Raw genomic sequence first — 13,413 nt, forward strand, 5'->3', positions numbered from 1 at the left:
AAACATTATAAGTATGGGTCTTTACGCCAGTTGCTTGGGCTGCGGCCACTCCAGCGTTTAAAAGCACGGCTAAAATTTGCAACGTCCGAATAGCCAAGTTCATCTGCAATCTGTTCAAGACTATAATCTGTACGCGAAAGCAAAGATGTTGCATGTCGATAGCGTACTTCATCAACTAATGTAGAAAAGGAAGTTCCTTCTGCTGCCAATTGACGTTTAAGTGTGCGGTCCGACATATGTAAGCATTCTGCTACATTTTCTATGCTTAAGTAATGCTGTTCAGAATTACTTAAAATATCACGAACTCGCATTGCTAAACGTCGGCGCTCACCCAAAGCAGAAAGTTCAGCTTCACATTGGTTAATCGCAACTTGACTTGCAATAGGGTCGGCGTTGACTAATTTAAGTCCTAAATACTTTTTATCAAAACTTGAAATTAAATGTGGTTGGTTAAAGCGAATTGTGCTGCTTAGTTTATTTTTATATTTGTCAAAACCTTCTGGCTCTGGAAAATCTAAGTCTACATCTCCAGCTAAATCTTCAATGCCAGTCATAGCTTTCGCCATGCTCATGATACCAATGGTTAAACCTAAAACGATTTCTGTACGTAAAGGCTCAAGTTCAATATCACACTGTAATTGTAAGGTCGCTTTGGGTCCAAAAGTTGAGAAATATAATTGTAAAAAGGGCAAGCGTAGCTGAATAAAGCGTGCTGCGAGTGCAATTGCTTCTGTAATATCTTTGGCTGTCATAATTGCATAGCCAATGAAACCATGAATTGAAATACGCATTTGAGTACCAAGATGGTAACCCAAAGTAGTTTCACCAGTTAGTTTAAGAGCGTGTTTAACCAGTTCATTTGCTACAGGTGTAGAAATACGATAGTCAGGGTCAGCCAGTTGCTCGCTTGTAAGATGAAATGGAGCAAATAATGTTTCGTCGTTGTATCCCCAACGTGAAACGACATCTAATAGCAATAAGCCATAGACACCCGGAATACCCTGATCTTGACGAGCTGAGGTAATTTTCATATGCGTTCCATTGCTCTCATCAATTTTTCACATGCATTTCTTACACATCTTGTCATGAAATATAATCTGAGTTTATAAAAACTGTTAGACAATCATATCAACCATTTTTAAACATTCTTTTTAAAGACAACAATTTTTGTTGTTGAAATAAGTAAGACATCCCCATGCTGATTTAAGGCTTGTGTAACGTAACTTACAATACCACGATCTAATTTTGTTTTGGATGGGGTGATAGCTGAAATTTCAGTTTCAACATGAATTCTATCACCCGGTCGAGTGGGGCGTGGCCACCGCAAACTAGATTCTGAACCTATCAAGCCTCCATGAATAGGCATGCATTCGGTCCATAAACGCATAGTGATGGCAGAAGTGTGCCAACCACTGGCAGCAATCCCTTGAAAAATAGGATCATGCTTAGCTTGCTCTTCATCTATGTGAAATGTTTGAGGGTCATAGGAATTTGCAAATTTTTTGATTTCATCTAAGGTGATTTCATACTCACGACTAATAAAACGATCACCAATTTTCAAATCTTCTAAATAAAGCATTAATCTTGACCCTGTAAAACTTTTTGTTCAATTAGGAAGCCGCCTGTTTGACGTTTCCATAATTGGGCATATATTCCATTTTGCGCAATTAACTCTTCATGTGTTCCTTGTTCAGCAATTTGACCTTCATCAAGAACAATTAAACGATCCATTTGTGCAATAGTAGATAATCGGTGTGCAATTGCAATAACAGTTTTATCAACCATAAGGTCATTTAAACTTGACTGGATAGCTGCTTCAACTTCTGAATCTAATGCACTAGTGGCTTCATCTAAAATGAGAATAGGGGCATCTTTTAAAAATACACGTGCAATAGCAATACGTTGTCTTTGACCACCAGAAAGTTTTACACCACGTTCACCTACTTGAGCGTCATATCCATTATGACCCTTTAAATCTACCAATTGAGGTATAAATTCGGCGGCTTTTGCTTTCTTTACAGCATTTTTCATATCGGCATCAGATGCATCTGGACGTCCATACTTAATATTTTCAGCCACTGAGCGATGTAATAAAGACGTATCTTGTGTTACTAAGGCAATATTCGCTCTTAGACTATCTTGAGTCACATCTTCAATATTTTGCCCATCAATTAAAATTGCACCTTGCTTAAGATGATAAAAATGTAAAAGCAACTGAATAAGCGTAGATTTGCCTGCTCCAGAACGTCCAACAATTCCTATCTTTTCACCAGCTTTAATTTTTAAGTTGAAGTGATTAATCACATTTTTATTGTTATAAGCAAAGCTAACATCTTTAAATACAATCTCACCTTGGCTTACTTCAAGTGTTTTTGCATCAGGTTTGTCTTGAATATTAATTTTTTTACCTAATGTTTGCATACCATCTTGAATGGTTCCAACATTTTCAAATAATGCAGACATATGCCACATCATAAACTCAGCCATACTATTAAGTTTTAAAATCATGGCAGTAGTCGCTGCAATTACACCTAATGCTGCTAAACCTTGAGTCCATAGCCAAACTGAGGTACCAATAACGCCAATAAATAAGACGGCTGATAGCATGTTGATACTTATTTCAAAAAGAGTGCCTAAACGCATCTGAGCATAGACTGTTGTCATAAACTCTTTCATTGATGCTTTTGCATATTGGCTCTCACGTCCAGCATGTGCAAACAATTTAACAGTTTGAATGTTGGTATAAGCGTCGGTAACGCGACCAGTCATAATTGATCTGGCATCGGCTTGCTGCTGAGATACTTTACTTAAACGAGGAATAAAGAACCAAGCACTTAATAAGAATAAGGTTAACCAAACTAAAAGTGGTATTAGCAAAATTGTTGAAATTGAGCCCAGAACAATACTAACGGTAATAAAGTAAATAGCGACATAAGCCAACATATCGCCCAAAATAATCCAGAATTCACGAATGGCTAGAGCCGTTTGCATAACTTTTGCAGAAAGTCGACCAGCAAAGTCGTTATGGAAAAAATCTAAGCTTTGTTTCAATAAAAGATTATGAAAACGCCAACGCAAACGCATTGGAAAAGTACTATATAAAATCTGATGTTTTACAATAGATTGAATATTTACAAAAAAGATATTGGTAAATAAAACACCAATTAAAAGTAGTAAATCAGTCGTGTGCTGACTTAAAAAACTTTCAGGGCGACTACTACTTAACCAGTCTACGAGTTGTCCAATCTTTGAAAAAAGTAAGGCTTCAAAGCTTGCCGCACCTGCTGTAAAAAGAATAAGTAAGAATAAGTATGGGCGTAAGCCTTCCGTTGCTTGCCAGACAAATGGAAAAAAACGAGTCGGTAAAGGTTCATCCAGACCTTTTGTTGGGTAGGGATCTACAAGTTTTTCAAACCACTTCAGCATGAATTACTACCTTTAAGACAAAAGCCACTTCATTAAGTCTTTGCAATTAAATTTACAAAAAAGTCAGTTAGATCAATATCACTTCGGTTTTCGATCTTTTGAATATGCACAAATACACATGAACTGATTATGTTGTACGTCATTCATTCGTACATGACGTAAATTTGGATGCTTGAAGAAATCTTCAAGAATGTCGCGAAGACTTAAAAAATTATGATTTATTATATCGGGATTAATAGATAAAGTGGTGAAGGAATTTATTCTTTAAGTATTTTTCTTACTATTTTGAACAATTGTTAAATTAATACTTTTTAAACCCATTTGAAAAAGGCCTTTATATTTGCATTATAAAGGCCCTTGTATGTCTTACCACATTAAATCATCAGGAATAACATAAGCTGCATATGGATCTTCTTCATCTGTAATCTGTTCATTGGACTCAGCATTGTTCAATAAAATAAAACCTTTCATCTTCTGATCAATTTTTTCAGCTAATGCTTTAGGTAAGTAAGCATATTGATTTTGATCTTTAGCAATGACTAGACTGCCTGAAACAAGGGCATTATATACTTGCTGAGAAATATATATCTTCTTGATCTTACTCTCATCAATAAATTGATAAACACTATCACCATCAGTATTTGAAATTTTATGATGTTTAATCATTTGAATAATTGACGCTTTGAGGGCTTTTTCCTCAAGTTGTTGTTGTTTTTCTAAGTTTAAAGCCTGATCTTTAGCTAACTTTTCTTGTTGAGCTTTTTCAATATTTGCTTTGATTTCGGCCTCATTACTTTGACCGATACGTTGTTCATGATGAGCTTGTTTTGTTAATTTTTTTGCTTTTTTATTATCCACTAACCCAGCTTTTAGTAGCTGTGCTTGTAAGGCATTTTTAACCATGACTTAATCCTTATGTGAAGTTGAAGGGCTATAGAAGTAAACTACCCAGTAAGAAATACTTAAGACTAAGCTTAAAGTTGCTGGCAGTAAAAATGCTTGTAACTTTAATTGCGGATGTACCAGCGCGGCGAGAATTCCACCCAGCAGAAAACCCGCAAAAATGAGTAAGTGTAAAACTATACGCCGGTTTTCTACCTGTAAGCCTCTAGCTTTATATCCAAGTGCTAAACCAATATCTGTTAAAACGCCAGATAGATGGGTAGTTCGAATAATGGTTCCTTTATAGTGGCTAACCATTGCATTTTGTAGGCCCATCGCTGTACAAGCCCATAATAATCCATAGCGTGGAAAATAAGGAAGTAATAGCCAACAAAGAAAAATGAATAAAGCAACAAGACTCAAAGGTAAGCCATAGCGACGACCTAGACGAAAATGGCTGCTGCCTAAAATAAAACCACTATAAAATGAACCGCAAACATAACAAATGATCACCAGAAGCAAGAAAATGATATGTTCTGGTTGCCACTCTACCAAACTCATAGCTAGCATACTAACGTTGCCAGTCATGTGTGAAATTGATTGATGCAAAAGGGTAATTAACCCTAATACATTAATCATTCCAGCATTGAATGCCAGTAAAAAGGCCCCAAGTTGGAACCAGTTTGGTAGACGTTGAAATGGCATTTCGTTTATGAAGCTTGTTTGGAACGAATATCTACAGCTGCGGTAAATAAAACGTCCGTAGAAGAGTTAAGCGCTGTTTCTGTAGAGTCTTGCAATACACTGATAATCATACCAATAGCCACTACTTGCATCGCAATTTCAGTTGAAATGCCAAATAAACTACAAGCTACTGGAATCAGAAGCAAAGAACCGCCAGCTACACCAGAAGCACCACATGCTGAAACTGTAGCAACAACTGATAAGATGAGCATTGTTGCAAAATCAACATGAATTCCAAGCGTATGAACAGTGGCTAGTGTGAGTACAGTAATTGTCACTGCCGCACCAGCCATATTTACTGTCGCACCTAATGGAATAGAGACACTTGCTGTAGATGGATTAACACCTAAACGCTCTGCTAAATCTAAGTTAACTGGAATGTTGGCTGCTGAGCTTCGTGTAAAGAAAGCAGTAATCCCACTTTCTTTAAGGCATTTAAACACGAGAGGGTATGGGTTCCCACGTATAGTAAGTGCAACAAGAATTGGATTGATAACTAAAGCAACAAAGAACATCGTACCTAACAGTACTACTAATAATTGCGCATAACTTTCAAGCGTTGCGAGACCAGCATCTGCAAAAGTCACTGCAACCAAACCAAAAATACCGACAGGTGCAAAAGCAATTACTTTATGAATAATAGCACTAACAGCATGTGCAACATCTTGCATGACTTCTTTTGTAGTGTCTGAGCTATGGCGCATCGCTAAACCAAGGCCAATTGCCCAAGCTAAAATACCAATAAAGTTTGCTTCGCTAATGGCTTGAACAGGGTTAGCAATAAAGCTTAAAAGCAAATTTTTCAGAATGTCAGCTAAACTTCCTGGTGATTGCAAATCATTATGAGAAACTGTGTTGAGGAACAAAGTGCTTGGAAAAGAAAGGCTAACAATCACAGCTGTGAAAGCAGCAAGCAACATACCTACCACATATAAAATCATGATTGGACGTAAATTCGCACTATGGCCTACCTGAAAGTTGGCAATAGAAGAGAGTACCAATACAAAGACTAAAATAGGGGCAACAGATTTTAATGCTTTAATAAAAAGCTCACCAAATAAACTTAAATATGGCGTAATGTCTGGAAATAGTAATGCAACGCCAATACCTAAAATAATGGCGATAATAATCTTGGCTACCAAGCTTAATCGAGAAAAGAATTCAAGCATATAAAGACCTTATTAACCTATTCATGGCTAAAGGTTGAACAAGCGGAGTATTTTATACTTAAGTTATGGGAATCTTAAGCTTTTTTATATCAACTAGACGTTTTTATAGTAGATGGTAATATTAAGTCATTGTTTTAGTTTTGGTTAATTTTTAATTTTAACTTTTTTTATTGGAGGCTTTGCTTGTTAATTGTTCGTCAAGAAAACGAATTATATCAAAAGGGGTGAAAGTGCCGAATGAACTCCGAAGAAATAAATTGATAACAGATTAAATGGCATCGGTGAGGCTTTGGAAAAGCTACGCGAATTTTCAAAACTTTGTGCTTCGACTAGGCTCTAAGCTTTCAAGCTGAAAAATCGCATATTTCAGGAAATTACTACTATTATTATAAAATTATAATTTAAAAATATTATTTACTTGCACAGTACAGCTGATGAAGCGTATTTAAAATTGAATGCATATTGTCATCCTTAATAGAATAAAAAATTTGCTTGCCATCACGACGAGTTGATACAACATCACTTTTACGTAACATCATAAGCTGTTGTGAAAGAGTGGGCTGTGTAATTTGGGTCTTCTCTTCAATCTGTGAGACATTTAGCTCCTCGTAAGCTAAGTGACATAAAATTAATAAACGATCTGTATTAGCCAAAGATTTTAGAATTCCCACGACTGAATCAGCCGCATTTTTCATTTCTTCAATTTGGAGTCCATCTTTCATACTTTATACCTATATCAATATAGCGGGCATAGTATAGATTGATCTTACTGAAATGAATGTAGCAAAACTAATCAATCCAATTGTTTTTGTTGAAAAGCAATATAAGGGGAACTGATAAATAAGTAGTATTTTTAATTAAAAACAGTTGTTTGTATTTCTTTTGTGTTTAAAATGTTGCATTGTGTTATAAGTTTAATTGTTAAGTATAAGTGAATTGAAGTCAACATGAAATAAGCCATATTTCATTCCGATAAATAGTTAAATCTAATTTATCTTTGAATGAAACAAAAAAAATGATTGAGTTTTTATTTTTTAAATATATAATCTGTTTTGTACAGACAGGTCTGTATATTTTGGTTTAGTAAGGTCGAAAAAAACGTCTAATTTTGAACCAAAATGACTTTCAGACGCAGCGTGATAGATAAGAAGAATATTAATATAAGAAGAAGAATGTCACGCTTTATTTTTAAGCAGCTCTTTCAAAGTCGATTAATTTTTCAACTCGATTCCAATAATCATAAATTTTTATTGAGCCATGCTCGACCTGAGCTTGAATGGTCATACCTTCCAATATATTAACGAGTAGTAAAGATAAAGGACCTGGTTCTTTCACATCATATTGGTTGAGAAGGTTTTGCATGAGTTGAGTCAACCAAGCTTTATACAAAGTGGCAGGTTGATGCGTTGACGGATATTGTTTTAAAACTTCTTCCAAAGCTTTTTGAAACATACAGCCATTAAAGTCTTCACTATTAAACCAGTCGGAATACCATAAAAATACTGCTTTAATTCTCGCAAGAGGGTCTAACTCATCATGTTTTGATAAGGCCGAGGTAAGAGAGTTCTGTAAAAGCGTGTTTCGTAGAAGTAGACATTCTTCAATTAATTTTTCTTTTGATGGAAAATGCTTGTAGAAAGTCATTTTTGCAACGCCAGATTCATTAATGATGCGATCCACACCTATAGAATTGTAGCTATACGAGTTAAAAAGTCTTAATGCGGTGTTAATAATGTCATCTTTCTTCGACATATTTTTAGCCTCTCACAAATGAATTGCTATTAGCTTGTGAACTGTGATCTGTATTAATGAAAATCTGGATCTTTAATTTTACAAGGTATTGTTTGTTATTGATAGAAAAAAGATATTATTTTTTTAAACTGTAATGTTTAAATTTTAAGGCAAAAGTAAGTAAGAGATATGTCGTTTTTTTAATCATGAAGCTTTTCTTTTTTAAATTCTCATTTCAAGATTTCTTTAAAGTTTAATAATCTTAACCACATACTATTTAAGATTTTTTTAGATAAATTTAACGAATAATAATTGAATATATTGTTGAGTTTGCTTGCTAATTTAAAAAGTAGGTTTTTCCCTTTCATGGAAAAACCTACTTTTATTAAAACATTTACTCTGCAGGGGGTAAAAGCATCAGAATAGATTCATTTAATAAGTGAGCAACGTTTTCTAGTGTCTCGTCATCATTAAATTGGCTATCAAATGGCAGACTCTCTCCATTGGCAATCGCTTTTAATTTTTGCTCAAAGGGTTCAGCTATAAATAGAACTTCACCATTTCCCCAAAAGTTTAGGGTTCCGTTTTGTTCTGTATAAAGTAGTCGAGAGGCTGGCTCTAAAAGAACTTCGTATCCTTCGTGTAAAATTTCTTTTAAGTCGTCTGCTTCGATTTCATCAGCTTCTGGAATATTATCTGGATATTTAGGTTCACTCATATAAGACATAATAGCGGCATCAAGTGCTGATGAATCTTTTAATTGAGCTAAAACTAAGTCTTTTAAGTGGCTCAGTTCAGTTGCGTTAATTTCACCAATTTGCCCCATCTGTTTGCGTGCAATGTCTACAACAGGATTTTGCAATAAAGTATTAGCTGAAAATTGATCACTAATACGTTCCATCATTCCTGCAACGTTTGGCATGCGAAAGCCAAATGAGAAAGTTAAGCAATTATCTTCGGCAACGCCATAATGTGCCATTCCAGGCGGAACATACAGTAAATCACCTGGTGCTAGTACTTCATCAAATTGTACGTCTATTTCTGGTAAAAGTTTTAATGGTTGATTAGGTACAAATGCAGTATTTACATCGCACATTTGTCCTAATTGCCAGCGTCTGTGTCCGTGACCTTGAACTAGAAACACATCATAAAAATCAAAATGTTTTCCAACTGAACCGCCTTTAGGTGCATAAGACACCATAATATCGTCACGGCGCCATTGAGGAATAAAAGGGAATTTTTTCCAAAGCTCAGAAAGGTCAAAAGAGTAGTGGTCTACTGCTTGTACTAAAAGCGTCCATAATTTTGGTAGCTTTTGAAAGTCACCTTTGGTTAGAGGTGAAGACTTGACGTGCCATTCATTTGGATTTCTATCTTTTTGGCGAATGAGTCGGGCACTCGCATGTTCTTCCAAAGCAAGTTCTTGCACATCTTGCTGTTCTAAAAGACCTACAATCTCTGGCAATCCGTTACGTACCAGCAAAGGTTTTTTCTGCCAATATTCTGCTAAAAATTGTTCGGCAGTAATACCGCCTAAAACTGCTAAAGGTTCTGTCATGGAAATAACCTATTTATAAAAATATCTAAAATTAAGGAATCTGTAGACCAAGCTGCCTTAAAATATGGCAAAGTTGAATCATAGGTAAACCCATAAGAGTCGTCTGGTCTTGGCCTGTCATTTTTTCGAACAAACTAATTCCTAAACTTTCACACTTAAAGCTACCAGCACAATGGAGTGGTTGATCTAATGCAATATATCGTTCAATTTCAGCTTGATTCAAGGTTCGGAATTTAACTTGATAATGTTCAACAAGCGTTTGTTCAAAATTTCCGTCAAGCCATTGCACGCTGAGTGCGGTACTAAAGTAGACAGTTCGACCTGAGTTTTCTGCTAACTGTAATCTGGCATTTTCAATGGTCATCGGTTTACCAATAAAGTCATTGGGAGCATGTTCTCGCCATGCGACTTGATCGGAACCAATAATAATTGCATGTGGATTTTGTGCAGCAATCACTTGGGCTTTTGTGAAAGCCAGCCTTTTCGCAAGTTCATCCGCATGGATCTCATCCCGAGGGCTCTCATCAATATCTGGACTAACACAGATATAGTTAATCCCTAAGCGATCCATTAAGGCTTTACGTGTTTGACTGCTTGATGCCAAAATAATTTGTGGCTGTACCATTACACTGCAAATTCCATTAAAACATCTAAAGGTACATAGCTTAATACAGCTTGATGACATGCATGTATTTTAATGGGAGGGGCTTGACCTGCTTGATAAGCTTCTACCCAACGAGTTACACAGATACACCAGAAATCACCGGGCTTTAGGCCTGGGAAATCTACTTCTGGTAAAGGGGTAATAAGATCATTCCCAATTTTTTGTGAAAAATTTAAGAAATCAGAGGTCATTTGCGCACATACAGTATGCTGACCAAGGTCTGTGACTGCTGTGTGGCAAAAGCCATTTCTAAAATAGCCAGTAATAGGGTCGAAACAACAACTTGCTAAAGGTTCCCCTAAAACATTTAAACGATTGATTTGTGGATCTGGATGAATAGACATAATGGATGAAATATCAAATGACTATCTCTATCATAATCAAAACTGGGGCTTTCTACAGCTTTTATGCAAAAAAACTAACCTTTTTTGATGTAATCATTTAAAATTGGCGCGTTTTTAAAATCATAAAGAGAGCTTTACATGAATTTTCAGCGTATGACTGACCTTAACTTAACAGGTAAACGCGTCCTTATTCGTGAAGATTTAAACGTTCCTGTCAAAAATGGTGTGATTACTAGCGATGCTCGCTTGCGCGCAGCATTACCAACTATTAAAGCTGCTTTAGAAAAAGGTGCAGCTGTGATGGTGTTTTCGCATCTAGGTCGTCCTGTTGAAGGTGAACCAAAGCCAGAACAATCACTTGCGCCAGTTGCTGCTTATTTAACAGAAGTATTGGGCCAAGAAGTTAAATTGTTAACAGATTACCTAGATGGCGTAGAAGTTGAAGCTGGTCAAGTCGTACTGCTTGAGAATGTGCGCTTTAACCATGGTGAAAAGAAAAATAATCCAGACCTTGCACAAAAATATGCTGCATTATGCGATGTATTTGTTATGGATGCATTTGGTACTGCTCACCGTGCAGAAGCATCTACTGAAGGTGTAGCTCGTTTTGCTCCTGTTGCAGCAGCTGGTCCTTTATTGGCAGCTGAATTAGATGCACTTGGCCGTGCAATGCAAACTCCTGAAAAACCAATGGTTGCAATTGTTGCAGGTTCTAAAGTTTCAACTAAACTTGATGTTTTAAACTCACTTTCTAGTATTTGTGATCAACTTATCGTTGGTGGCGGTATTGCAAATACATTCTTGGCAGCTGCTGGTTTTAATGTTGGTAAATCATTATACGAAGCTGATTTGGTTGAAACTGCAAAACAAATTGCTGCGAAAGTAAGTGTTCCACTGCCTACAGATGTTGTGGTTGCCGATGCATCGCAAATTAATTTTGACGATTTCTTAGGTTCGTTAGCAGCAGCGCAAGCAGTTGTGAAGAAAGTAGAAGATGTAACATCAAATGATATGATTTTAGATGTTGGTCCGGAAACAGCTAAAGCATTTGCAAATATTTTAACAACATCAAAAACGATTCTTTGGAATGGTCCTGTAGGCGTATTTGAAGTTGATCAGTTTGGTGAAGGTACTAAAGCACTTTCTCTTGCCGTTGCACAATCTGCTGGTTTCTCGATTGCTGGTGGTGGAGATACTTTAGCTGCGATTGATAAATATAACGTTGCTGATCAAATTGGTTATATTTCTACAGGTGGCGGTGCATTCCTTGAATTTGTTGAAGGCAAGACTTTGCCAGCAGTCGCTGTTTTACTTGAGCGTGCTTAATACTGTTATCTAAAAAATAAGAAGGGATTGGGTTGCCAATCCCTTTTTTCATGGATAGGTCATTAAACTGTCATATATCTGCAATAAAATAGCGAGCATTAAATCACCAACTGTGGACAATAGTGATGAATTTAAAGCTTACATTTGCTGCTTTGTTAATTGTACCGATGATGTTGACTGCTTGTGCTAAGAAAGATGAAGCATCTCAGGCTGGACAAGAATCGGCTGTTTCTACTGCTGTTTCTGACAAAGTAACACCTGAGCAACAAGCAGCAATTGATGCGATTGATAAGCCAGTTTTAGATGAAAAGAATACCGATGTGGTTGAAGGCAGTGCACCAAGTGAGGCTGCTGCTTCAGAAACACATTAATTTGTTGTTTTTTGTTAAAAAATCCCTGCATATGCGGGGATTTTTTTTGAAATACTGTGATTTGTTGCTGAATTGAAATAAATGAAAGGGTAGAATAACCCGCACTACCTGGGAGGATATTATGGCACTCATTTCAATGCGCCAGCTCTTGGATCACGCTGCTGAACATAACTACGGCGTACCAGCATTTAACGTAAATAACTTAGAACAAATGCGCGCAATCATGCTTGCCGCGGATGCAACCAATTCACCTGTAATTGTTCAAGCATCAGCTGGAGCTCGCAAATATGCAGGCGCTCCATTCTTACGCCATCTTATTTTGGCTGCAATTGAAGAATGGCCACATATTCCAGTGGTAATGCACCAAGACCATGGTACAAGCCCTGATATCTGTCAGCGTTCAATTCAGCTTGGCTTTAGCTCAGTGATGATGGACGGTTCATTAGGTGTAGATGGTAAAACACCTACGTCTTACGAATACAATGTTGATGTAACTCGTAATGTTGTTGCTTTGGCACATGCATGTGGTGTTTCTGTCGAAGGTGAGATTGGCTGTTTAGGTAGCCTTGAAACTGGTATGGCTGGTGAAGAAGATGGTGTGGGTGCTGAAGGTGTACTTGACCATTCTCAACTTCTAACTTCTGTTGAAGAAGCGACTCAGTTCGTTGCTGATACAAATGTTGATGCATTAGCAATTGCAGTTGGTACTTCACACGGTGCGTATAAATTTACGCGTCCACCTACAGGCGATATCTTGGCAATTGACCGCATTAAAGAAATTCATGCGGCATTACCAAATACTCACCTTGTAATGCATGGTTCGAGTTCTGTTCCGCAAGAATGGTTAAAGGTAATCAATGAGTTTGGCGGTAATATTGGCGAAACTTATGGTGTGCCTGTTGAGCAGCTTGTAGAAGCAATCAAACACGGTGTACGTAAAATCAACATTGATACTGATTTACGTTTAGCTTCAACTGGTGCGATTCGTCAATTTTTGGCTGAGAATCCATCTGAGTTTGATCCACGCAAATACTTTGCTAAAACAGTTGATACAATGAAGCAAATTTGTATCGATCGTTATGAAGCGTTTGGTACAGCTGGAAATGCTGACAAGATCCGTCCAATTTCTTTAGAGAAAATGGTTGATCGTTATAAATAATTCCCGTTAGGGTTTAATTTATAGAAACCGGTTATTTAT

14 protein-coding genes are annotated in these 13,413 nt (G+C 36.7%); 3 read left to right on the forward strand and 11 right to left on the reverse strand.

Going from position 1 to position 13,413, the window contains the following annotated elements; all coding sequences use genetic code 11:
* Positions 1-5: 5 nt before the first annotated feature.
* The 11 genes from ACLBWE_RS00415 to ACLBWE_RS00465 all read right to left on the reverse strand — a co-directional run bounded on the left by ACLBWE_RS00415 (position 6) and on the right by ACLBWE_RS00465 (position 10,518).
* On the reverse strand, positions 6-1,031 hold the full coding sequence (locus ACLBWE_RS00415) for an AraC family transcriptional regulator (protein WP_004642603.1): 1,026 nt from the start codon (positions 1,029-1,031) through the stop codon (positions 6-8).
* Between the two features lie 107 nt (positions 1,032-1,138).
* Positions 1,139-1,579: a MaoC family dehydratase gene (locus ACLBWE_RS00420; protein ID WP_199990628.1), complete on the reverse strand. Its 441-nt coding sequence runs from the start codon at positions 1,577-1,579 to the stop codon at positions 1,139-1,141.
* Positions 1,579-3,426, reverse strand: coding sequence for an ABC transporter ATP-binding protein (locus ACLBWE_RS00425; RefSeq protein ID WP_447600465.1), 1,848 nt, complete (start codon positions 3,424-3,426; stop codon positions 1,579-1,581). The genes ACLBWE_RS00420 and ACLBWE_RS00425 overlap by 1 nt, the downstream gene beginning before the upstream one ends.
* A gap of 366 nt (positions 3,427-3,792) precedes the next feature.
* Entirely contained in the window at positions 3,793-4,329 is a 537-nt protein-coding gene (locus ACLBWE_RS00430) for a DUF2058 domain-containing protein (protein ID WP_447600467.1), read from the reverse strand.
* Between the two features lie 3 nt (positions 4,330-4,332).
* Positions 4,333-5,013 (reverse strand): YoaK family protein, encoded by a 681-nt coding sequence (locus ACLBWE_RS00435; protein ID WP_003651433.1) that lies wholly within the window; start codon positions 5,011-5,013, stop codon positions 4,333-4,335.
* A gap of 5 nt (positions 5,014-5,018) precedes the next feature.
* Complete coding sequence (gene sstT / locus ACLBWE_RS00440) at positions 5,019-6,221, reverse strand: serine/threonine transporter SstT (RefSeq protein ID WP_092705585.1); 1,203 nt, start codon at positions 6,219-6,221, stop codon at positions 5,019-5,021.
* A gap of 410 nt (positions 6,222-6,631) precedes the next feature.
* A complete protein-coding gene (locus ACLBWE_RS00445) occupies positions 6,632-6,943 on the reverse strand; it encodes an ArsR/SmtB family transcription factor (protein ID WP_002121379.1) in 312 nt (103 codons plus the stop codon).
* 466 nt (positions 6,944-7,409) lie between these two features.
* Positions 7,410-7,973, reverse strand: coding sequence for a TetR/AcrR family transcriptional regulator (locus ACLBWE_RS00450; RefSeq protein ID WP_003651435.1), 564 nt, complete (start codon positions 7,971-7,973; stop codon positions 7,410-7,412).
* 373 nt (positions 7,974-8,346) lie between these two features.
* Positions 8,347-9,510 (reverse strand): ribosomal protein uL16 3-hydroxylase, encoded by a 1,164-nt coding sequence (locus ACLBWE_RS00455; RefSeq protein WP_447600471.1) that lies wholly within the window; start codon positions 9,508-9,510, stop codon positions 8,347-8,349.
* Between the two features lie 31 nt (positions 9,511-9,541).
* Positions 9,542-10,135, reverse strand: coding sequence for a Maf family protein (locus ACLBWE_RS00460; RefSeq protein ID WP_447600473.1), 594 nt, complete (start codon positions 10,133-10,135; stop codon positions 9,542-9,544).
* Positions 10,135-10,518, reverse strand: coding sequence for a DUF2237 family protein (locus ACLBWE_RS00465; RefSeq protein ID WP_003651438.1), 384 nt, complete (start codon positions 10,516-10,518; stop codon positions 10,135-10,137). Before ACLBWE_RS00465 ends, ACLBWE_RS00460 begins: the two co-directional genes overlap by 1 nt.
* Before the next feature lie 138 nt (positions 10,519-10,656).
* On the opposite strand from ACLBWE_RS00465, the gene ACLBWE_RS00470 reads away from it, so the two are divergent.
* The 3 genes from ACLBWE_RS00470 (at position 10,657) to fba (ending at position 13,374) form a co-directional block, all read left to right on the forward strand.
* Positions 10,657-11,844 carry a phosphoglycerate kinase gene (locus tag ACLBWE_RS00470; protein ID WP_005041130.1) on the forward strand — a complete coding sequence of 396 codons (1,188 nt, stop codon included), beginning with the start codon at positions 10,657-10,659 and terminating at the stop codon, positions 11,842-11,844.
* A gap of 125 nt (positions 11,845-11,969) precedes the next feature.
* Entirely contained in the window at positions 11,970-12,215 is a 246-nt protein-coding gene (locus ACLBWE_RS00475; RefSeq protein ID WP_447600476.1) for a hypothetical protein, read from the forward strand.
* A 121-nt stretch (positions 12,216-12,336) separates the two neighbouring features.
* The gene (gene fba / locus ACLBWE_RS00480; protein ID WP_005304678.1) at positions 12,337-13,374 is read left to right on the forward strand and encodes a class II fructose-bisphosphate aldolase; all 1,038 of its coding nucleotides are present in this window, start codon (positions 12,337-12,339) and stop codon (positions 13,372-13,374) included.
* Positions 13,375-13,413 lie beyond the last annotated feature (39 nt).

It is taken from the genome of Acinetobacter sp. M5A5_2a, assembly GCF_053345265.1.